Raw genomic sequence first — 22,545 nt, 5'->3', positions numbered from 1 at the left:
CTGCACAAAACATAGCTAGTACTTAATTTTCTAAATCATTCGTGTTGTGGCTAGGCGGCAAAATGAGGATAGCTTGGGGAGCATACATAAGTATGTGACCCAAGTAGCCGAATGAAGCCAACACCGCCACAGCACGAAGGGTGACGAAAATTAGGAGCATACACAAGTATGTGACTTGGGTAAGTGAGTGCAGTCAACACCGTCACAGCACAAAGCATAGCTAGTATTTAATTTTCTAAATCATTCGCGTTGTGGCTAGGCGGCAAGCGAGGATATCTCGGGGAGCATACACAAGTATGTGACCCGAGTAGCCGAGTACAGCCAACACCGCCACAGCACGAAGGATGACGAAAATTTATTTGGTGAGCATTTTTTCTAAATTATCACCACCTACATGCCGGAAATCTTGCCCCTTCACATAGTAGAAAATAAACTCACAGATATTTTGGCAGCGGTCGCCGATACGCTCGATTGAGCGTGCGCAGAACAACGCCGTCAATACGCTTGGAATTGTTCTCGGGTCTTCCATCATATAGGTCATAAGCTGACGGACAATGCCTTCGTACTCTTGGTCAACTTTTTCATCTTCGCGGTAAATACGAATCGCCTCTTCGAGATCCATTCGCGCAAACGCATCTAGCACATCATGCAACATTTGCACTGTGTGGCGGCCTAGCGATTCTAAACTCACGAGAAGCGGCTGATGTTGCTGCGAAAATTTCTCCAATGCGGTTTGGCAGATTTTATCGGCAACGTCGCCGATCCTTTCCAACTCCGCAATCGTTTTTGAAATTGACATAATCAGTCGCAAGTCACTCGCCGTTGGCTGGCGCTTGGCAATAATTTTGACGCACTCTTCATCAATGGCCACTTCCATCATATTGACTTTGTGGTCATTTTCGATAACTTCGCGCGCTAGGGCTTCATCCTGGTTATGCATTGCCGTAATGGCTTTGGTGAGCTGTTCTTCGACCAGCCCTCCCATTGTCATTAATTCAGTATGGATATGTTCCAGTTCCGCATTGAACTGCCCAGATATATGTTTATTGTGATTCAGCGTATCCATCGTCGGCTCCATATCAACCGTAGCGGCCAGTAATATAATCTTCAGTTTGTTTCATTTCTGGGGTGGTGAACATCTTATCGGTATGATTAAACTCAATCAGTTCACCTAAATACATAAATGCTGTGTAATCAGAACAACGTGCCGCTTGTTGCATGTTGTGGGTAACAATCACGACCGTATACTCTGATTTTAACTCACTGATTAACTCTTCAATACGCCCTGTGGAAATAGGGTCCAATGCTGAACAAGGCTCATCCAGCAATAACACTTCTGGGCGAATTGCAATACCTCGCGCAATACACAGACGTTGTTGCTGCCCACCCGACAAGCTGTAACCACTTTGGTGCAATTTGTCTTTGGTTTCATTCCACAGCGCTGCTTTGGTAAGTGCCCACTGCACGCGCTCATCCATTTCCACGCGAGATAGCTTTTCAAATAAACGCACACCAAATGCAATGTTGTCATAGATGGACATTGGGAATGGCGTTGGTTTCTGGAACACCATCCCCACTTTTGCACGTAATAATGCGATATCTTGTTTGTCCGTCAGGATATTTTGACCATCCAGTAAAATTTCACCTTCAGCGCGTTGTTCACCGTACAGTTCATACATTTTATTAAACGTACGCAATAACGTCGATTTACCACAACCTGATGGGCCGATAAACGCTGTAACTTTATTTTTTTCAATGTCTAAAGAGATATTTTTCAGTGCGTGAAACTTGCCATAAAAGAAGTTGAGGTCACGGACTTTAATTTTACTGTTTGCAATTTCATTTGCATTAATCATGGTTACTTTCTCTCTAAATCTTTATTTATCTGGGCGCTTAGTGTTTTTTCTGTGCAAACACAACGCGGGCAATGATGTTAATCAGCAGGACACACAGGGTAATTAACAGCACCCCAGCCCATGCGAGCTCTTGCCATTCGGAGAATGGGCTCATTGCGAATTTGAAAATCGTTACAGGTAAGTTAGCAATGGGTTCGCTCATATCTGTACTCCAGAACTGGTTCGACAGTGAAGTAAACAGGAGCGGTGCGGTTTCTCCCGCAATACGCGCAATTGCCAGTAAGATCCCTGTAATAATCCCAGATACAGATGCCTTTAATGTAATGGATAAAATCATTTTCCATTTCGGCGTTCCAAGAGCATAAGCCGCTTCACGCAAGCTATCTGGTACCAGTTTCAGCATGTTTTCAGTGGTACGAATAACAATAGGGATTTGCAGCAATGCCAGCGCAATCACCCCTGCCCATCCAGAGAAGTGCTGCATTTGCGCAACCACGATGGTGTACACAAACAGACCAACAACAATAGATGGTGCTGATAACAGAATGTCATTAATAAAGCGGGTCACAGATGCTAGCCATGATTTACGACCGTATTCTGCCAAGTAAATCCCCGCTAAAATCCCTAAAGGTGTTCCAATCACGGTAGCCCACAGGATTAATAAACCACTTCCGACGATCGCATTCGCTAAACCACCACCTTCTGTATTTGGTGGTGGCGTCATCTCGGTAAACAGGTTAAGGGACATACCGTCAATCCCTTTGGTCACCGTCGAAAATAAAATCCACACTAACCAGAACAGCCCGAATGCCATGGTCAACATTGAGACAAGCAGTGCCATTCTGTTAACTTGGCGGCGCCATGCTTGACGGCGTGCGCGTTCTTTCTCATTGACGATAAAAGGTTGATATTCTGACATATTAACGCCCCTCATTCTTCGCAAGACGCATTACCATCAACTTGGAAATCGCCAACACAATAAACGTGATAACAAACAGGATAAGCCCAAGTTCCATCAGCGCTGAGGTATGTAAGCCACTTTCTGCTTCCGCAAATTCATTCGCTAGTGCGGAAGTAATACTGTTTCCTGGCATGAAGAGGGATGCACTATCGAGCTGGTAGGTATTACCAATCACGAAGGTTACCGCCATGGTTTCACCCAATGCACGGCCTAACCCTAACATCACCCCGCCTATTACCCCGTTACGGGTATACGGCAATACGATGTTCCAAATCACTTCCCAAGTGGTACAGCCAATCCCGTAGGCTGACTCTTTCATCATCACAGGGGTTTGTTCAAACACATCACGCATAACAGACGCAATGTATGGAATAATCATAATCGCGAGGATAATCCCCGCCGCTAAAATACCTATCCCGAATGCAGGGCCTGAAAATAATTCACCGACAATTGGAATACTCGACATCACGTTGCCAACTGGCTCTTGGAAATATTCTGCAAATAGTGGTGCGAAAACGAATAAGCCCCACATCCCGTAAACGATACTGGGAATGGCGGCAAGCAATTCAATAGCAATCCCTAATGGACGTTTTAGCCAGTTTGGCGCAAGCTCCGTTAAGAACAACGCGATACCGAAACTGACGGGGACGGCGATAATCAGGGCGATTAACGAGGTTACAATGGTGCCATAGATTGGCACAAGGGCACCGAACTGTTCTGCAGGCGCATCCCACTCTTTGGTCCATAAAAACGAAAACCCAAACTTCTGCATACTTGGCCAAGACGCAAAAATAAGGGAAATAATGATGCCACCTAGCATTAACAAAGTGATTAGCGCGGCAATCTTTACCAGTGCACCAAAAATTACATCACCTGATTTGCTGGGAGCTCTAAATGCCGTTGTTTTTTCGGCCATGCGCTTTGTTCTCTTTCCATTCCTACTTGTACTGTAGGATTGTGTTACAACAATGAGCGGGTAAGCCCTGTTCCTCAGTACTTACCCGCCATTTCCAACCCGAGGTGCATTAGAACAATGCTTTACCTTGGCTATCTTTAATTTCTGTTTTCCATGCTGCACGAACAGCTGTTACAACCTCTTGAGGTAAAACGGCGTAATCCAGCGCTTCTGCTTGTTTACCGCCTTTATCGTACGCCCAGTTGTAGAAGTCGAGAACGGCTTTGCCTTTTTCAGCATTGGCTTGTTCTTTGTGTACTAAGATGAACGTTGTTGACGTGATTGGCCATGCGTTTGCACCATCACGGTTAGTCAGGTCTTGAGCAAACGACTTCGACCAGTCAACTTTTTTCGCTGCTGCGCTGAAACTTTCGCCTGTTGGTGATACCGCTTCGCCATCCGCAGAAACTAACTTAGTATACGCAAGATTATTTTGTTTTGCGTAAGCATATTCCACATAGCCGATAGAGCCTGGCAGACGTTGTACGAATGCGGCAACACCATCGTTACCTTTACCGCCTACGCTGTTTTTCGGCCAGTTAACGGTTGAGCCCGCACCAATTTCATCTTTCCAATTCGCACTTACTTTTGCTAAGTAGCTGGTGAAAACAAATGTAGTACCTGAACCATCAGAACGTCTAACCACCGCAATAGCTTGGTCTGGTAAGCTCACTTTCGGATTTAATTTTGCAATAGCTGGGTCATTCCATTTGGTGATTTTACCTAAATAGATATCACCTAATGTGTTGCCATCTAAAGTCAGTTGACCTGATTCGATGCCTTTTACGTTAACCGCCAATACCACACCACCAATAACGGTAGGGAATTGGAACAAACCATCTTCTTTTAGTTTTTCATCAGTCAATGGCGCATCAGACGCACCGAAATCAACTGTTTTTGCATTAATCTGTTTTACACCACCAGAAGAGCCAATCCCCTGATAGTTCACTTTATTACCTGTTTCTTTCTGATAAGAGTCTGCCCACTTCGCATAAACAGGAGCAGGGAAGGTCGCGCCAGCTCCGGTCAGGCTGGTAGCAGCAAAAGAAGACATTGCAGTCAGAGACAAAGTTGCTGCCATTACGCTTGCTAAGGTGGTACGCGTCATTTTCATAATCCCTCCGGGGATGTATAGAAACAATCAAGTATAAAATTGTTGGGTGTATGTCACGGTAGGAAAAATAGGACAATTTAGTTACGACAACATGTCGTTTTTATGACAGTTTTATGACAATTGACTGTATTCACACCTAGCTTAGGAAAAAAACAAAAAGGAATATGTTTAATTTCAAATAAAATCAATAAGTCAGAAAAAAAACATCCATAATAACGAAATGATGTATTGTCATAAAAAAGTCTTAAATTATTTTATCTATAAAAAAATAAACCCGCATTCGCGAGTTTATCGAAAGAAAAAACAAAATAACATTACGATAGCTTAATCCCTGTTTTACGTAGCATTGGATTAGCGACTCTAGCAATCAGCTCAGCTTTCATACTTTCTTTTTTTGCTTCTAGATCTTTTTTCGACTGTCTTTCATGTTCAATATATTTGTTAATAGCAGGAGAACAAGTTGATTCTAAAGAAGGTTTTTTAGGACTAATATCGTCTTCCATTTTCGCTTTTGCCTGTAATTTCCTAAATAGTGAACTTTCTTCAAGACTAGCAGCAGAAAAACCTGCTACTTTTTGATTCTTTTTAATAACTGAATTTTTCAATTTTAGCACTGCTGCTTCACTTTCAGTCAGTTCCTTTGCGGCATATTCTGGCTTATTGCATTCCTTTCCCGCATCCTTAAACCTTTGCAAGGTTGCCATTTCTTCAAATAAACCTGAGGCGACTTTATCTGTCAACTGTCGATTTAATACCGTATGGTTTGCCTCTGTCCTAACTGACACTTCATGTTTAGGTAATTCAGTTGTTGGTAATCGTTGTATTGGAAGAGTATCAAGCATTGGTGGTGGTGGTGGTGGTGGTGATACTGGCTGAGATATCGACATTGGTAAAGCGGTGGATAGCTTTGGTTCAGCTTGTTTTTCTGATGGTTGTACAGCAACTTTTGTAATCGAGTTGCCAACTACCGGTTCCTTCAGTGTTATTTTCTTTTCCTTTTGTAAAACATTTGTAATATTCGTATTCATTACATTTTTCATCTGCCCCGAAACACTCCCTTTATTTTTATTAAATAAAAAATTTGAGCATGTTTTTAAGCTTTTGGATAAACTATGAATGATTTTAGTTGCACTAATATGAACTGACATAATATTTACCATAATGATTTTATTTGCACTGATTATCCAAACAAGGTACCTATTGCGTCTTTTATATAACGATTCTGACATTGATAAATGAACAGATAAGAAGGAAATTTATTAAGCGGGTGGTATTAAGAATCCAGCACCGAGCAGCTGGACGCAACCGTGCAGATATGAAAATTCAGGGAAAGGCCCAAAACAATTGGAGCCCAATTAATGGCATTATTTTAGAAAGATAGCTCTAAATAGTGCAAGTTGTAGGCATATCAGTCTTCTTTCTCTTTAAGAGGAAGTAAAGCCCGTATTGCAAACCCGCCGCGCTCACTTTTGTGGATCTCAATGCTCCCTTCATGGGCGTCCACTATACGGCGTATAATCGCTAGCCCCAGGCCTGTCCCTGTATTACTTCGTGCTTTTTCGCCTTGCACGAACGGTTGGAATAAGCGGTGGATATCTTCGTCTTTGATACCCGCGCCGTCATCTTCCACTTGGAACCAGACAAAATCTTCGTTTTTTCCACTGCTGACTTTGATCCAGCCATTTCCATAGCGGTACGCATTTACAATCATATTAGTGATTGCACGTTTGATGGCCAACGGGTTACCGTTCACAATCATGGATCCAGGTTCTAACGCCGTTTCGATTTCGCCAACCACACTGCTTTCTGAATTGACTGCTTCCATCAGAATCGCGTTGAGATCGCAGAATTCCATATCCATCTCTTGACCTGTTTTCAGGTAAGACATGAATTGGCCAATAATCGCATCACACTCTTCAATATCTTTGTTGATAGACTCTGCCAGATAGCTGTCTTCTGGGCTCATCATTTCTGTCGCTAAGCGGATACGAGTTAATGGTGTTCTTAAGTCATGGCTAACCCCTGCCATCAAGACAGTTCGGTCATTTTCAAGGGTTTTAATCCCAGCAGCCATGTGGTTAAAAGACCGAATTGCTGCCCTAACTTCCGTTGCCCCCTTTTCTTGCATCGGGGGCAATACAAAGCCCTTTCCGACCTCCCCTGCATGGTACTCCAATTCAAGTAATGGCTTGTTTTGGTAGCGAATATACAGCCATACCCCTGCAAAGATCGTGAGGAAAATGGTTAAGGTATACCTGAAAACAAGGGAAAACTGGTTTTGACCAATTTCAGTCAGAGGTACTCGCACCCAAATATCTGGGGCGAGATAAGACGTTAACCACAAAATCGGATACTCACGGCCAAGCTCAAGATGAACATTTGCCTTACCGCCTAAGTATTGCGACATGTGTTCGCTCAGAAAATCATACTCTTTAGCCCAATTCAGCCCTTCCTCCATGGCAGCAGAATGGGCATAGAACGTAATACCTAATTCATTGTAGATTTTCTTACGCAAAGCGGGGGAAACCCGCACTGAGGTCCCATCTTGTAGAACCATTTTCTCGGTCATCAATGTTCTAACTTCGTACGCAAGGACTTTATTGAATTGTTGTAAGCTAGGCATCACAACAAAATTCAATACCACCATATAGCTGGTCACTAAGCTCGCGAACAGCAGCGCAACAAATAAAAACAACGAACGAGAAAATGTACTACGTCGTGAGAACCTCAGTCGCTTCATGCTTTACTTCCATCCGGAACAAACACATAGCCCAAGCCCCAAACCGTTTGAATATAGCGTGGGTGCGCTGGGTCTTCTTCAACCATGCGGCGCAGACGCGAAATTTGAACGTCAATTGAACGTTCCATCGCACTGTACTCGCGGCCTCTTGCTAGGCTCATGAGCTTGTCACGAGATAGCGGCTCCCTTGGATAAGAAACCAACACTTTTAATACCGCAAACTCGCCACTGGTCAGTGGCATATTTTCATCACCTTGGAACATTTCACGCGTTCCAAGATTTAGCTTAAATTTACCAAAGGTAATGACTGCGTCATCCTGAGATGGCGCACCTGGCAATTCATTTGCTTGGCGGCGTAATACGGCGCGAATACGAGCCAGCAGCTCACGTGGGTTGAACGGTTTAGGAATATAGTCATCCGCCCCGATTTCTAAACCAACAATACGGTCAACTTCTTCACCCTTTGCCGTAACCATAATGATCGGGATTGGGTTATTTTGGCTACGTAAACGACGGCAGATTGATAGGCCATCTTCACCTGGAAGCATTAAATCTAACACGATCAGATGAATAGATTCCCTCGTCAGGATCCTGTCCATTTGTTCGGCGTTTGCAGCACTCCTGACCTGAAAGCCTTGTTCAGTGAGGTAACGCTCCAGCAGTGCACGTAAACGCATATCATCATCGACGACAAGAACTTTATAACTTTCCTGCATTTTGTAGCCCTCAAGATGTGCATCTTTCAAATTATTGTTCTAAAAGTAAACAAAAACACGTTTAATGTTCACTAATTTACCATTAACCATAGATTTAATGAATCATTTTACACTTCAGGCGGTTAGTGGTTTATAGCTTATTTCTAAAACAAAATAGGTGACATCCCCACCAGGCGTGTTCACCGTAATTTCATCATCAACCTGCTTACCAATCAGAGCGCGTGCAACAGGAGAGTCAATTGAAATCCATTGTTTTGCAGGATTAAACTCATCCGCGCCAACTATGCGGAATATTCTGATATTTTCATTATCATCTTCAAGTTTAACCCATGCACCAAAAAAGACACGGCCTTCTTGGCGAGGATCTGGCTCGATAATCCTGAGTTGATCCAATCTTTTAGATAAAAAACGAATGCGTCGGTCTATCTCACGCAGCCTTTTTTTACCATAAATATATTCAGCGTTTTCTGAGCGATCGCCTTGTGCCGCAGCCTCTGAGACCGATTGGGTCACTCTAGGCCGTTCCTCTTTCCACAGATACTTAAGCTCTTTGTCGAGCGTATCCCAACCTTCACGCGTTATTAATAGACTTTTCGCCATAACCTTAGAATATTAGTCAATAAGTACAAAAATGATAATATTTTATAGAACATAATCTGAGACTTTCCTACCAATAGACCGAAATTCAGTCTGGAAATTCTCGCTACCACCAAGTATAACAGTGCAGTAAATTTTTTAACTGTTCTTTCAGTAGGTATTTAAACACGACATGAATGAAACTCTAAGCCAAATTATTGCAGCAGAACTGCAAGCCCAACCGAAACAGGTTTTTTCTGCCATCACATTGTTGGATGAAGGCAATACTGTCCCGTTTATCGCGCGTTACCGTAAAGAGGTTACCGGAGGGTTGGACGATACTCAGCTTCGCCAGCTAGAAAGCCGCTTAGGGTACTTACGCGAACTCAACGATCGTAAGCAAACCATTCTCAAGTCGATTGAAGAACAAGGGAAGTTATCCCCTGAACTCGCCGCTGCTATCAACAGCACGCTCAATAAAACCGAACTTGAAGACCTTTACTTACCCTACAAACCAAAACGTCGCACTCGTGGGCAAATCGCCATTGAAGCAGGACTTGAGCCATTAGCGGATACGCTGTGGACAGACCCAAGCCAATCCCCTGAAGCCCTTGCTCAAACTTATATCGACGCAGATAAAGGCGTGGCGGATGTGAAAGCAGCTTTAGATGGTGCTCGTTACATCCTGATGGAGCGTTTCGCCGAAGATGCAACTTTATTGGCGAAAGTTCGTGACTATATTTGGAAAAATGCGCACCTCGTTTCCGTCGTTGCAGAAGGCAAACAAGCAGAAGGCGTCAAATTTAGCGATTACTTCGAACACCAAGAACCCGTTTCCCAAGTGCCTTCACACCGCGCACTGGCAATGTTCCGAGGTCGCAACGAAGGCATTTTACAGCTTTCGTTAAATTGTGACCCTCAATTCGATGAGCCACCCAAAGAAAGTTATTGCGAAGAGATTATTACTCGCCACTTAGATGTGCGTTTGAATAACGCCCCTGCCGACCAATGGCGTAAAGCGGTCATTAGCTGGACATGGCGTGTCAAAGTGCTTCTGCACTTAGAAACAGAAGTGATGAGCGCTTTACGTGAAAAAGCCGAAGAAGAAGCGATTAATGTTTTTGCCCGTAACCTCAGCGACTTACTGATGGCTGCGCCCGCAGGTATGCGTGCAACGATGGGCCTCGATCCTGGTCTACGTACTGGGGTGAAAGTTGCGGTTGTGGATGCGACAGGAAAACTGATCGCGACCGATACTATCTACCCGCACACTGGGCAAGCAGCGAAAGCAGCAACCATTGTGGCGGCATTGTGCCAAAAACATAACGTTGAATTAGTGGCGATTGGTAACGGTACCGCGTCTCGCGAAACTGAACGTTTCTTTGCGGAGGTGCAAAAACAATACCCTGAAGTCACTGCGCAAAAAGTGATTGTCAGTGAAGCGGGTGCATCAGTGTACTCCGCCTCTGAGCTAGCCGCGCTAGAATTCCCAACCTTGGATGTGTCTTTGCGTGGTGCCGTATCGATTGCTCGCCGTCTACAAGACCCGCTGGCTGAACTGGTTAAAATCGACCCGAAATCTATTGGCGTGGGTCAATATCAACATGATGTTAGCCAAACCCAACTCGCCCGTAAACTGGATGCCGTTGTCGAAGACTGCGTAAACTCCGTAGGTGTAGACTTAAATACCGCGTCAGTCGCTTTGCTTACCCGTGTTGCAGGCTTGAGCAAAATGATCGCGCAGAACGTGGTTGATTGGCGCGATGAAAATGGCCAATTCAATGACCGAAAACAGTTGTTGAAAGTAGCTCGCCTTGGGCCTAAAGCCTTTGAACAATGTGCAGGGTTCCTGCGTATCACCAATGGTGAGAACCCGCTGGATGCGTCAACAGTTCACCCTGAAGCTTACCCTATTGTTGAAAAAATTCTGCAAACCGTCCGCCAGCCATTGAAAGACATTATGGGTAATTCACAAGTGCTCAACACACTGAGTCCGCGTGATTTCACCACAGAACAATTTGGTGTACCCACCGTTACAGATATCATCAAAGAGTTAGAAAAACCAGGTCGTGACCCACGCCCTGAATTTAAAACCGCTACCTTTGCAGAAGGTGTGGAAACAATGAATGACCTCGTTTCTGGCATGATTTTAGAAGGTGCGGTGACCAACGTGACCAACTTTGGTGCGTTTGTGGATATCGGCGTACACCAAGACGGCTTAGTGCATATCTCTTCACTCTCCAATAGTTACGTCGAAGACCCACACAAAGTGGTGAAAGCGGGCGATATTGTGAAAGTGAAAGTGTTAGATGTGGATATTGCCCGCAAGCGTATTGCCCTCACCATGCGTTTGGACGAACAAGCAGGGGATTCTCACAGCGCACCTCGCAAAGCGGCACCAGCACAAGATAAAAACGCACGTAAAGCCCCTGCACCTCGTGGCAACTCACGCCAAAACGTGAATTCATCAGGTAACAGTGCTATGAGCGATGCACTTGCCGCTGCGTTTGGCAAAAAAAAGTAGTCTGATTAAGCTAAATACCCCAATAAATTCATTGGGGTATTTAGTATTTTCTAGAAATATCTTCACTACTAAATTAATAAACAAATCCAATATATTGTTCGAAAATCAACCCAGCCAATTCTTTTCGCCTTATTCCATCGCTATCTAAAAAACACCGCTAACTCCATGCTTCGTTGATCCACATCAAGTCAAATTGACGAAAAAAGAGGCTAAATATAACAAAAGGTGGATGATTATGATTCTCATTGTTAATTAGATTTATTTTTGTTTTACTCTGCGTTTTGCTTGTGGACACAAACTTTTCTAACAATAATTATCCGTATCATTATGAATTGAATCGTTAGGAAGATAATAGGAAGACACTATGGCTATACTTCCTCAATGCAGTTACAAAATTCTGGGCTTCTCCCCCAAAATAAGCCCTGCATACCGACAAAAATTATTGTCTCTCGGTTTATTACCGGGCTCCGTTTTTAAAGTGGTGCGTTTAGCGCCTTTTGGCGATCCTGTACAAATCGAAACTCACCGCGTCAGCTTAGTGCTACGCAAAAAGGACCTCGCCCTACTAAACCTTGATGAAGCGCCTACCGCTTAAGTCTTCTTTTTTGATTATTGGCAAACACTATGAAACGATTGACTATCGGCTTAATTGGTAACCCCAATGCAGGTAAAACAACCCTTTTTAACCAGCTAACAGGGTCAAGACAGCGCGTCGGTAACTGGGCTGGCGTCACCGTTGAGCGCAAGGTTGGCCGCTTTCACACGGATGACCACAAAATTGAGCTTGTCGACCTCCCTGGCACCTACTCGCTCACGACCATTTCGGAACAAACCTCCCTCGACGAACAAATCGCCTGCTACTTTATTTTAAGTGGCGAAGCTGACATGTTGATTAACGTCGTCGATGCGTCGAACCTAGAACGCAATCTCTATCTCACATTACAACTCGTTGAGTTAGGCGTCCCCTGTATTGTCGCCTTGAATATGTTGGACATCGCCCAAAGCCAACATATTGATATCGATATTGCTAAACTGGAAAAACAGCTGGGCTGCCCTGTGATCCCAATGGTTTCAACCCGTGCAACAGGTATCGATAAACTGAAAAAAACCATTGATACTCATCCAAAAAATAACCAAAAAGCCCTTGTTGAATATCCACCACAGCTATTACAAGCTGTTGATTCATTGTCTGAACAAATTTCAGCTCAACAATTTAGCCACCAACAACGCCGCTGGTTAGCCCTGCAAATTCTAGAAGGGGATATTTATAGTCGCCAACGTGCTGAAATTTCAGAAACGCAATTACACGCCACTCGCCAGCAACTCACTGAAACATTAAATGAAGAACCTGAACTTCTGATTGCTGATGCGCGTTATCAATCTATTGCGACCATTTGCCAAGCGGCGATCAACAATAGTGCCGCTGAACCTAACCGACTGACGCAATCACTGGATAAATTTATCCTCAACCGTTGGCTAGGCGTCCCCATTTTCTTGTTTGTGATGTACCTGATGTTCGTCCTTGCCATCAATATTGGTGGGGCACTTCAGCCGTTCTTTGAAGGTGCCTCTGAGGCAATATTTATCCATGGTATTCAGTGGGTTGGTGCCTACTTTAGTTTCCCTGATTGGCTCACTATCTTCTTGGCTCAAGGTGTTGGTGGCGGTATTAATACCGTTTTGCCATTGGTACCGCAAATCGGGATGATGTACCTGTTCCTTTCCATCCTTGAAGACTCAGGCTATATGGCACGAGCCGCTTTCGTGATGGACAGATTGATGCAGGCGCTGGGCCTACCGGGCAAATCGTTTGTTCCATTAATCGTCGGCTTTGGTTGCAACGTCCCATCGATTATGGGCGCTCGTACCCTTGATGCCCCACGTGAAAGGCTGATTACCGTTCTGATGGCGCCGTTTATGTCTTGCGGCGCAAGGCTGGCGATCTTCGCGGTATTTGCCGCAGCTTTCTTTGGTAAAAATGGCGCGAGTGTCGTGTTCTCCCTGTATATTTTAGGGATTGTGGTCGCTATCCTCACGGGGCTTTTACTCAAACATACCCTCATGCGTGGTGAAGCATCACCATTCGTGATGGAACTACCCGTGTACCACGTACCGCACGTCAAAACGTTGTTAATTCAAACGTGGCAGCGCTTAAAAGGCTTCGTGGTGCGTGCAGGTAAAGTCATTGTTGTGGCGAGTATCTTTATCGGCGCACTCAATAGTTTCTCGTTCTCAGGTAAACCTGTTGATAACATTAATGACTCAGCTCTAGCTTCAGTCAGTAAAGTGATCACCCCTGCATTGCAGCCAATCGGTGTTCACGCCGACAACTGGCAAGCAACCGTGGGCTTGATTACGGGAGCGATGGCAAAAGAAGTGGTCGTTGGGACGTTGAATACCCTCTACACCGCCGAAGCGATTACCTCGGAACCGTTCGATGCAGAGTCCTTCAACTTATGGAATGAGCTGGAAGATGCAGTATCTGAAACATGGGATAGCTTAAAAGAAACCTTTACCCTAAGCGCGTTATCGAACCCAATCGAAGCTAGCAAAGGGGATGGCGAAATGGAATCAGGCTCAATGGGCACTATGGCTGCGAAATTTGGCTCAGGTATCGCCGCCTATAGCTACCTGATTTTTGTCTTACTGTATGTGCCTTGTGTGTCGGTCATGGGGGCAATTGCTCGCGAAACGAACAAAAGCTGGATGAGTTTCTCCATCTTCTGGGGACTGAATGTGGCCTATAGCCTGTCAGCACTGTTTTACCAAACCGCAACTTTCAGTGAGCACCCACAAAGTAGCTTAATGACTATTGTGGCTGTTGTGGTGTTTAATATTGCCCTGTTCATGTTCCTACGTCGCATGCGTAGCCGCGTGACGTTGAATATTAAAAGCAAAACCGCACAGCAGTGCTCTGGCTGCTCTAGCAATACCTGCCACTAAGGACTAAACGATGATCAGCTTGCTACAAGTGAGAGATTTGATTGCTTTATACGGGCAAGCTGACATCGCGTTACTTAGCGAGCAACTCAACACCCCAACGCCAATGATAAAAGCGATGGTGGAAAAGTTGGAAAGCTTAGGAAAAATTGAGCAGGTGGATATAAGCGCCTGCTTAACGGGCTCCAGCTGCAAAGGCTGCCCAGAAAGCACCGACTGCGCCCATTTTGTTTATAAGATGAAATAAGCCACAACCTCAGCGGCTTACTCGCTTTACTCTTCCAATCGGCTTTGAAAATCCAGTAAATATTCACAAAACTCATCGGGGTGCGAAATAAACGGTGCATGAGCACTATTGCGCATAATCACGGATGGAGAGTTTGGATAAAGCGCATCCAACATAGGCACTATTTTTCGCGGCACTAAACCATCAAGGTAACCATAAATCCGTAAGAACGGCACAGGTAAGCTCTTCAATTCTTCACGTAAATCTTCTGTTCGCAATGATTCAAGCCCCGCATTTAACGTTTCCACCGTTGGAATAGGTTGTTCAAGCACCACTGATTTTAAAGTGCGCGCATCGGTGCGGGCGCTTTCGGTACCTAAAGTTTGCAACGCTAAAAAGCGCTCAACGGTTCGATGAAAATCCGCGGCAAGCTGTTGTTCAAAGCCCAATAATACTTCAGGCCGAATACCCGCCCAATCCTCATTAGCTCTAAAGCAAGGGGAGGATGCAACGGTAATCAGCCCTTGAACTTCATGAGGGTGATCCAGTGCAATTCGACTGGCAACTAGTCCACCCAGCGACCACCCTAACCAAATGGCGTTTTTCGGGGCGTGTTCCCACAAAATATCTGCCATGGATTGAATGTTCATTGGTGCAAAATCTTGGCTCCGCCCATAACCTGGCAAGTCAACGAGATGAACACGAAAATGCGGCGCGATTCGCACAATAATTGTTTGCCAAACTTGCGCATTCAACCCCCACCCGTGCAGCAACACAAGATCTTGTTTTCCTTCGCCGACGGTCTGCCAATATAGCTTTGCCATGGTTACACTCTCTTTATTCAATCAACGTTTTTTAACGGAATATCATCATGCTATCAATGGAAGGGGCATGTTGGCTATGCCATCAATCACTCAATTTAAGCTGCCAAGGTATTTGCAGTTTTTGCCTGAAAAGCTTACCGACTATGCCGAAGTGCTGCCCACGCTGTGCACTGCCCAGTGAACTCGAAACACTGCAATGCGGTCGTTGCTTAAAACAGCCCCCTGCTTGGCAACGTTTAATTACCGCCGCACCCTATCAAGCTCCATTACGTAAGCTTATTCATCACTTTAAGTTTAATCAACAATCGCAGCTCGCTTTTGCTTTAGCGCGCATTTTTGTTTTATTTTGGCTACAGGGTTACCGCGAAAATACATGGCAAAAACCCGACCTCATTATGACCATTCCCTTGCATCGTCATCGATTATGGTGGCGAGGATTTGACCACATGGCATTAATAGGCGAAAATTTATCCAGATGGTTAAATATCCCCTATTCGCAAAATTCATTACTGCGTAGTCGTGATACACTGGCGCAGATTACATTAAAACGTGAACATCGCCGAAAAAACCTAAAGGGAGCATTTACCTTAGAAACTACGGTTTCTGGCCTACATGTCGCCATTCTCGATGATGTTATTACGACAGGTTCGACAATGAATACAGCCGCACAATTGTTGATTTGTGCGGGAGCGCGCACTGTTGATGCGTGGTCACTCTGTCGCACCTTGTAGGAAAGGGGTAAATGGGCGTATTATAACCAACTAAAGCAGTCAACTATTATTGAGCAAATGATTATGATTAATATTACTGAAGCAGCACAGGCTCATTTTGCCAAGTTGTTGGAAAATCAAGAGCCAGGAACCCAAATCCGTGTATTTGTCATCAACCCAGGTACACCAACAGCTGAGTGTGGCGTTTCATACTGCCCGCCAGGTGCCGTTGAAGCAACAGATAAGGAACTGAAGTTCGAAAAATTATCTGCTTATGTTGATGAAATTAGCGCGCCTTTCTTAGAAGAAGCCGAAATTGATTTCGTTACCGACCAACTGGGTTCACAACTGACGCTTAAAGCACCAAACGCAAAAATGCGCAAAGTCTCTGATGATGCACCATTAATCGAGCGCGTTGAGTACGTTTTACAGTCACAAATTAACCCACAATTAGCCAGCCACGGCGGCCGTGTTTCCCTAATGGAAATTACCGATGAAGGCTTTGCTATCCTGCAATTTGGTGGTGGTTGTAACGGTTGTTCTATGGTCGATGTCACCTTAAAAGAAGGTATCGAAAAAGAATTACTGAAAATGTTTGATGGTGAGTTAAAAGGCGTTAAAGACCTGACTGAACACCAACGTGGCGAGCACTCTTTCTACTAATTGCCACTGATATCTGGCACCTGTTTTTCTGCTTACAGGTGCCGTATTCGTTTTTTATGGGGTTTTCCCCGCTATATTCGGTATTTTATGGACCATTTTGAGACACTAACACCAGAGCAAGCTTATCAACATTGGTTGGAAAGCTCTGCCGTACTTGTTGATGTACGTGATCCACAAAGCTTCCGCGCAGGTCATGCTAGCGGTGCTTATCACCTCACCAATGAGTCGCTGAGTCAATTTTTAGAACAAACAGATTATGAACAACCCGTCATGGTAATGTGCTACCACGGGCACAGCAGCCAAGGCGCAGCACAATACCTGATAAACATCGGCTATGAATCTGTTTACAGCATTAATGGCGGGTTTGAAGCCTGGTTAAGGGAATATCCACAAGCCGTCACGGCGCTCTAGACGAGAAAACGCATTCATGATCCACATCACTTCCTTTGCTAACCCAAGAATGGCGCAAGCATTTGTTGACTATATGGCAGGGCAAAATATCCATTTAAGCCTTAAACCATCCCAAGAACAAGCGCTGTATGAACTTTGGTTGGAAGATGACCAATTTCTTAATCAAGTCCGTCAAGAGCTTGATACTTTCCTGCAAAACCCAAATGACCCGCGCTACCTTGCTGCTAGCTGGCAAACAGGTAATACCGATGCGCAATTTCAATACCGCAATTTTCTCACTTGGGGTTACCTGAAAGAACAATCAGGGCCACTCACAATTGCTGTTATTCTGCTATCGATTATTGTATATCTTTGGGTAGAAATGACCGATGCTCGTGAAGTATTACGTTACTTAGCGTGGCCAATTGGAGACCAACAATCAGAACTTTGGCGTTGGATAAGCCCCGCCTTTGTGCATTTTTCACTGTCACATATTGGGTTTAACCTTGCGCTATGGTGGTTTTTAGCTGGCCAAGTTGAACGCAAGCTGGGAACAGGAAAGCTCTTTACTATTTTATTAGTCTCCGCCCTGTTTAGTAACTGGGGACAATCGCTGTTTAGCGAAAACAACTTTGGGGGCTTATCGGGTGTCGTTTATGCCCTAGTTAGCTACGTTTGGCTAACAGGTGAGCGCAACCCAGAAAGCGGCGTGAATGTTCCCCGAGGGTTAATGATTTTCTCAATTATCTGGCTCTTTTTTGGTTACTTCGATATTTTAGGGATGCATATTGCGAATGCCGCACACACTTCAGGGTTAATTATCGGCTTATTGATGGGAGTGTGGGATAATAGGCACAGCTTTATTAAACACCAGAGTTCCAGATAATACATTTTAATAATTAGAGGCTAACGCTGTGAAACAAACCCAGAGACATGATGCAATCGTTGAACTTGTGCGTCTTCAGGGATATGTCAGTACTGAAGAACTTGTCGAGCATTTTGAGGTTAGCCCTCAAACCATCCGACGAGACCTCAATGACCTCGCTGAACAAAATAAAATTCAGCGGCACCACGGTGGCGCAGCACTGCCTTCAAGCTCCGTAAACGCGGCATATCATGACCGCAAAATCATGTGGTCAGATGAAAAAGCCCGTATTGCGCAGCATGTCGCGAGCCAAATTCCTGATGGTGCGACGCTATTTATTGATATCGGAACCACGCCTGAAGCTGTGGCCCATGCGTTGGTTAACCATAAAAACCTGCGTGTTGTTACCAATAACCTAAACGTCGCCACGTTACTCATGCCAAAAGAAGACTTCCGCTTAATTTTAGCGGGGGGTGAAGTACGCTCGCGTGATGGTGGTATTGTGGGTGAAGCGACCCTCGATTTTATCTCTCAATTCAGGTTAGATTACGGCATTTTGGGCATTAGCGGCATTGATATGGACGGCTCGCTACTGGAGTTCGATTATCATGAAGTGCGTACAAAACGCGCCATTATTGAAAATTCACGTTGCGTGATGTTAGTCACCGATCACTCTAAGTTCGGCCGTAATGCAATGGTCAATCTCGGTAATATGAACTTAATCGACTATTTATTTACCGACAAACAGCCGCCAGACAGCATTCTCAAAGTGATTGAGCAACATAACGTTCAATTAGAGCTTTGTTAATCAATACGTTATTCTCATGGTGGTAGTGCTAACTACCACCACTCTTAATGATATCCCTTTTCTACTTTAACTTTCTAACTGTTATTTCCTTTTTCTTTTTCGCTCAAAAATGTTTTTTCCTGCCTATATACCATTATTTTATTTGTGGTTATTGAAAAAAAATTGTTACCAATATCACGCAGTTGTTATTTTTCTTATTAATAATAGTTGGCATCACTATTCATTTTGACTACAATCAAATGAGCGAAAACGAACATTATTGAAAGTGTTTCGAACATCTCAGGGGGATGCATGGAAACTAAAGACTTGATTGTCATCGGCGGCGGGATCAACGGCGCTGGTATTGCAGCTGACGCTGCAGGTCGTGGATTATCGGTATTGCTGCTCGAAGCTCAAGACTTAGCGAGTGCAACCTCATCAGCGAGTTCAAAGCTGATCCATGGTGGATTACGCTACCTAGAACATTATGAATTCAGATTAGTCAGTGAAGCACTGGCTGAGCGCGAAGTCTTATTACGACTGGCACCGCACATTGCGTTTCCAATGCGCTTTCGTTTACCTCACCAACCTCATTTACGCCCTGCGTGGATGATCCGTATCGGTCTGTTCCTTTATGACCATTTAGGTAAACGTGTGAGCCTACCAAGCAGTAAAAGCTTAAAATTCGGCCAAAACTCTGTGCTGAAACCTGAATTAACCAAAGGGTTTGAGTACTCAGATTGTTGGGTTGATGATGCGCGTTTGGTTGTTCTAAACGCTCAAGAAGTGGTACGTAAGCATGGTGAAGTTCGCACTCGCACAAAAGTGACTCGTGCTTATCGTGAAAATGGCTTATGGGTTGTTGAAGCACAAGACTTACGTACAGGCGAAACTCTCACTTGGAAAGCGAAAGGACTGGTGAATGCAACGGGTCCATGGGTGAAAGAATTCTTCGACGATGGCTTGAAATTAAAATCGCCATACGGCATTCGCTTAATTAAAGGTAGCCATATCGTTGTTCCACGCGCTCACGATGAACCACAAGCTTACATCCTGCAAAACGAGGATAACCGTATTGTCTTTGTTATTCCGTGGATGGATGAGTTCTCAATCATCGGTACAACAGATGTGGAATACAAAGGCGATCCAAAAGACGTCAAAATTGATGACAAAGAAGTCAGCTATTTACTCAAAGTGTACAACGATCACTTCAAAAAACAGTTAACCGTTGAAGACGTGGTATGGGATTACTCAGGCGTTCGCCCACTGTGTGATGATGAGTCTGACTCACCGCAAGCAATTACCCGTGACTACACATTAGATATTCACGATGAGCAAGGCCAAGCACCGTTACTGTCTGTATTCGGCGGTAAATTAACCACTTATCGTAAACTAGCTGAAGCTGCTGTGAATAAGCTCGCCACTTATTACCCGAACGCAGGTAGCCCGTGGACGAAAAATGGTCAATTACCAGGTGGTGATATCGAAGGTTGCGACCGTGATGGCTATGCTCGCGTATTACGCCAACATTATCAATGGCTTCCTGAAGGGATCGCGCTGCGTTATGCAAGAACTTACGGCAGTAACAGCAAGCTGATTTTGGATGGCGCAAACTCGCTCAGTGATCTCGGCGAATCATTCGGTGCCAACGTCTATGAAGCCGAACTACGTTACTTAGTGGAAAATGAGTGGGTAACAGAATTGGATGATGCTATCTGGCGTCGTACTAAATTGGGCATGTGGCTGAATGATTCAGAAAAACAGCGCATTGCACAATGGTTGTCAGAGCACACCTCTGCATAATCGTAAAAATCTCGTTGTTAGTACAAAGCCAGTCAACTTGAATTGACTGGCTTTTTTATATTTTAAGTCTATATGTTGCTTAAATTGATTTTCTTTGTCTATAATATGCACGGCTTTTATCCCATCACTTAACTTAGCAGGTACTCCCTACGATGAATTAAGCACTGCCAGAAAATATTTTCCAATACCACCTTGGTATTCATTTTTCTGTTCTTGGCAGGCAACGCTATTCATCGACGCTTCTTGATAAGTCAACGACGTTGTCTGCACTCTTTATTTTTGGAGGTGCCTATGACAATTGCGTGTCACTTTTCACAACTGAATATCGAATTTAACCAAACGGCCCTGTTCCCCCCTCTAAGCGGGACATTATCTTGTCAAAAAAATGCCTTAATTGGCCATAATGGTCGAGGTAAATCCGTACTCATGCAGTTACTGGCTCAAGTATTCGTGCCAACACAAGGTGATGTACATTGGAATATACCTTTTATCCATGTTAATCAACTCACCCGCTTAACAGGAGAAACTCTCGTCGATGCCTTAGGTATTACCTCGCTCTATCACGCCTTTTCTCGTATTGAAGCGGGTAATGGAACTCAACCCGATTTTGAGTTAGTCGACGACAAATGGCATTTACCGTCTCAATGGCAAAATTTGCTAGATTCCGCACGGTTGCCCGTTTCGATGGAAACCCCTATCGCCCATCTCAGTGGTGGCGAGCGCACGCGCCTTGCTCTATGTCGTGCCTTTTTACAGCAAGATAGCTTTCTACTGCTTGATGAACCAGATAACCACTTAGACACCAGAAGCCGTCAATGGCTAAGCCAAAAACTGACTGAGCACAGAGCAGGTAGCCTTGTTATCTCTCATAACAGAGCATTGCTGGGTGAAATGGCAACGATTTTTGAACTCACCGAGAAAGGTTTACAAGAATATGGGGGAAATTATGCGTTATATGACACGCAGAAGAATTTCGAAATCGCGGCGATTGATGCCCAAGCTGCGCGTTTAGAAAAACGTATTAACCAAGAAAAAAAGCAACTACAAACCACGTTACAAAAAGCCGCTCAACGGAAAAAACAAGGAGAAAAAATCCGTTATGGTGGCTCTCAGTCCTTACTGCTACTCGATATGCAGAAAAACCGTGCGGAAAAAAGGCAGTCTAATGTTGCCGACCGCCATCAACGGGTGATGGATAATTTGCAAGGACAACAACAAGAACACCAAGAGAAAATACACCATATCAAGCAGCAAAAAATGGTCATTGCCTACCAGTGTGAGGGGAAAAAAGTGACGATTTTCGCTTCCGATCTTTGCTTGCCCTATGGCCATTTATCACCTCTATCATTCACCGTATACAGTGGGGAGCATTGGCATATTCAAGGTGATAATGGTTGTGGTAAATCCACCTTACTTAAAGTACTTGCAGGGCACCTGAAAGCCCAATCGGGCGAATCCCGCCTAAGTGGATGTTTTTGCTATTTAGACCAGCACCTAAACTTACTCGATAAAACGCTACCCGTTGGCGAGGCACTCCACCAACACCAGCCCATATTTACGGTTGAACAATGGCGGACACAACTAGGCATGTTACGGATTCGAGGCGATAAATCCTTGCTACCACTACAACAACTGAGTGGGGGCGAACAGCTCAAAGCCACATTATTAGCGCTGACCCATAGCCCGAATCCACCTGCGATTTTGTTACTCGACGAGCCAGATAACCATCTGGATTTAGAATCGAAGCAATTACTGGAGGATGTATTAAACAATTACCAAGGTACATTGCTATTGGTTTCCCATGATAACGCCTTTATTGAGCGCTGCAATATTACCCATACATTGAATCTTTCTAACGAATAGAATAATTAACCACCTTCGAAAGAGGTGGTTAA

General features: G+C 44.5%; 22 protein-coding genes. 11 read left to right on the top strand and 11 right to left on the bottom strand.

Annotated features, from left to right (window positions below; translation table 11 throughout):
• Positions 1-355: 355 nt before the first annotated feature.
• The 9 genes from phoU to greB form a co-directional block, all read right to left on the bottom strand.
• Positions 356-1,066, bottom strand: a complete 711-nt coding sequence (phoU, locus tag AABS66_RS13765; protein ID WP_206084968.1) for a phosphate signaling complex protein PhoU — start codon at positions 1,064-1,066, stop codon at positions 356-358.
• A gap of 13 nt (positions 1,067-1,079) precedes the next feature.
• Positions 1,080-1,856 (bottom strand): phosphate ABC transporter ATP-binding protein PstB, encoded by a 777-nt coding sequence (gene pstB, locus AABS66_RS13760; RefSeq protein WP_206084970.1) that lies wholly within the window; start codon positions 1,854-1,856, stop codon positions 1,080-1,082.
• 37 nt (positions 1,857-1,893) lie between these two features.
• A complete protein-coding gene (gene pstA / locus AABS66_RS13755; RefSeq protein WP_206084971.1) occupies positions 1,894-2,775 on the bottom strand; it encodes a phosphate ABC transporter permease PstA in 882 nt (293 codons plus the stop codon).
• 1 nt (position 2,776) lies between these two features.
• Positions 2,777-3,733, bottom strand: coding sequence for a phosphate ABC transporter permease PstC (gene pstC / locus AABS66_RS13750; protein ID WP_206084973.1), 957 nt, complete (start codon positions 3,731-3,733; stop codon positions 2,777-2,779).
• Positions 3,734-3,842: 109 nt separating this feature from the next.
• Positions 3,843-4,886, bottom strand: coding sequence for a phosphate ABC transporter substrate-binding protein PstS (gene pstS, locus AABS66_RS13745; RefSeq protein ID WP_206084975.1), 1,044 nt, complete (start codon positions 4,884-4,886; stop codon positions 3,843-3,845).
• A gap of 314 nt (positions 4,887-5,200) precedes the next feature.
• A complete protein-coding gene (locus AABS66_RS13740; protein ID WP_430225045.1) occupies positions 5,201-6,034 on the bottom strand; it encodes a hypothetical protein in 834 nt (277 codons plus the stop codon).
• Between the two features lie 260 nt (positions 6,035-6,294).
• Positions 6,295-7,626, bottom strand: coding sequence for a two-component system sensor histidine kinase EnvZ (gene envZ / locus AABS66_RS13735; protein ID WP_206084984.1), 1,332 nt, complete (start codon positions 7,624-7,626; stop codon positions 6,295-6,297).
• Entirely contained in the window at positions 7,623-8,342 is a 720-nt protein-coding gene (ompR, locus tag AABS66_RS13730) for a two-component system response regulator OmpR (RefSeq protein ID WP_042847751.1), read from the bottom strand. The genes envZ and ompR overlap by 4 nt, the downstream gene beginning before the upstream one ends.
• 114 nt (positions 8,343-8,456) lie before the next feature.
• Positions 8,457-8,942, bottom strand: coding sequence for a transcription elongation factor GreB (gene greB, locus AABS66_RS13725; RefSeq protein WP_206084992.1), 486 nt, complete (start codon positions 8,940-8,942; stop codon positions 8,457-8,459).
• A gap of 169 nt (positions 8,943-9,111) precedes the next feature.
• Here greB and AABS66_RS13720 point away from each other — a divergent pair, with 169 nt between their 5' ends.
• The 4 genes from AABS66_RS13720 to AABS66_RS13705 all read left to right on the top strand — a co-directional run bounded on the left by AABS66_RS13720 (position 9,112) and on the right by AABS66_RS13705 (position 14,629).
• The gene (locus AABS66_RS13720; RefSeq protein ID WP_206084994.1) at positions 9,112-11,442 is read left to right on the top strand and encodes a Tex family protein; all 2,331 of its coding nucleotides are present in this window, start codon (positions 9,112-9,114) and stop codon (positions 11,440-11,442) included.
• A gap of 364 nt (positions 11,443-11,806) precedes the next feature.
• Complete coding sequence (gene feoA / locus AABS66_RS13715) at positions 11,807-12,037, top strand: ferrous iron transporter A (RefSeq protein ID WP_430225044.1); 231 nt, start codon at positions 11,807-11,809, stop codon at positions 12,035-12,037.
• Between the two features lie 29 nt (positions 12,038-12,066).
• The gene (gene feoB, locus AABS66_RS13710) at positions 12,067-14,385 is read left to right on the top strand and encodes a Fe(2+) transporter permease subunit FeoB (RefSeq protein WP_430225043.1); all 2,319 of its coding nucleotides are present in this window, start codon (positions 12,067-12,069) and stop codon (positions 14,383-14,385) included.
• Positions 14,386-14,395: 10 nt separating this feature from the next.
• Positions 14,396-14,629 (top strand): FeoC-like transcriptional regulator, encoded by a 234-nt coding sequence (locus tag AABS66_RS13705; protein ID WP_206085003.1) that lies wholly within the window; start codon positions 14,396-14,398, stop codon positions 14,627-14,629.
• A 26-nt stretch (positions 14,630-14,655) separates the two neighbouring features.
• On the opposite strand, the gene bioH is transcribed toward AABS66_RS13705, so the two are convergent.
• Entirely contained in the window at positions 14,656-15,432 is a 777-nt protein-coding gene (bioH, locus tag AABS66_RS13700; protein WP_206085009.1) for a pimeloyl-ACP methyl ester esterase BioH, read from the bottom strand.
• Between the two features lie 47 nt (positions 15,433-15,479).
• Here bioH and AABS66_RS13695 point away from each other — a divergent pair, with 47 nt between their 5' ends.
• From AABS66_RS13695 to glpD, 6 genes are all read left to right on the top strand, one after another.
• Complete coding sequence (locus tag AABS66_RS13695; RefSeq protein WP_206085011.1) at positions 15,480-16,163, top strand: DNA utilization protein GntX; 684 nt, start codon at positions 15,480-15,482, stop codon at positions 16,161-16,163.
• A 63-nt stretch (positions 16,164-16,226) separates the two neighbouring features.
• Positions 16,227-16,805 (top strand): Fe-S biogenesis protein NfuA, encoded by a 579-nt coding sequence (gene nfuA / locus AABS66_RS13690; protein WP_047756247.1) that lies wholly within the window; start codon positions 16,227-16,229, stop codon positions 16,803-16,805.
• A gap of 87 nt (positions 16,806-16,892) precedes the next feature.
• Positions 16,893-17,216 carry a thiosulfate sulfurtransferase GlpE gene (gene glpE, locus AABS66_RS13685; RefSeq protein WP_047756248.1) on the top strand — a complete coding sequence of 108 codons (324 nt, stop codon included), beginning with the start codon at positions 16,893-16,895 and terminating at the stop codon, positions 17,214-17,216.
• 16 nt (positions 17,217-17,232) lie between these two features.
• Positions 17,233-18,081 (top strand): rhomboid family intramembrane serine protease GlpG, encoded by an 849-nt coding sequence (gene glpG / locus AABS66_RS13680; RefSeq protein ID WP_272538913.1) that lies wholly within the window; start codon positions 17,233-17,235, stop codon positions 18,079-18,081.
• A 28-nt stretch (positions 18,082-18,109) separates the two neighbouring features.
• Positions 18,110-18,868, top strand: coding sequence for a DeoR/GlpR family transcriptional regulator (locus tag AABS66_RS13675; RefSeq protein WP_225820094.1), 759 nt, complete (start codon positions 18,110-18,112; stop codon positions 18,866-18,868).
• A 291-nt stretch (positions 18,869-19,159) separates the two neighbouring features.
• Positions 19,160-20,650, top strand: a complete 1,491-nt coding sequence (gene glpD, locus AABS66_RS13670; RefSeq protein ID WP_272538912.1) for a glycerol-3-phosphate dehydrogenase — start codon at positions 19,160-19,162, stop codon at positions 20,648-20,650.
• Positions 20,651-20,797: 147 nt separating this feature from the next.
• On the opposite strand, the gene AABS66_RS13665 is transcribed toward glpD, so the two are convergent.
• Entirely contained in the window at positions 20,798-20,920 is a 123-nt protein-coding gene (locus AABS66_RS13665) for a hypothetical protein (protein WP_272516277.1), read from the bottom strand.
• A 21-nt stretch (positions 20,921-20,941) separates the two neighbouring features.
• Here AABS66_RS13665 and AABS66_RS13660 point away from each other — a divergent pair, with 21 nt between their 5' ends.
• Entirely contained in the window at positions 20,942-22,513 is a 1,572-nt protein-coding gene (locus AABS66_RS13660) for an ATP-binding cassette domain-containing protein (protein WP_430225042.1), read from the top strand.
• Positions 22,514-22,545: the final 32 nt, after the last annotated feature.

Origin of the sequence: Providencia sp. SP181, from assembly GCF_050446505.1 — a bacterium.
In the GTDB taxonomy this organism is placed as follows: Bacteria; Pseudomonadota; Gammaproteobacteria; order Enterobacterales; family Enterobacteriaceae; genus Providencia; species Providencia vermicola.
The sequence above is the reverse complement of the archived record's forward strand: the minus strand, read 5'-3'. Positions and strand labels throughout refer to the sequence as shown.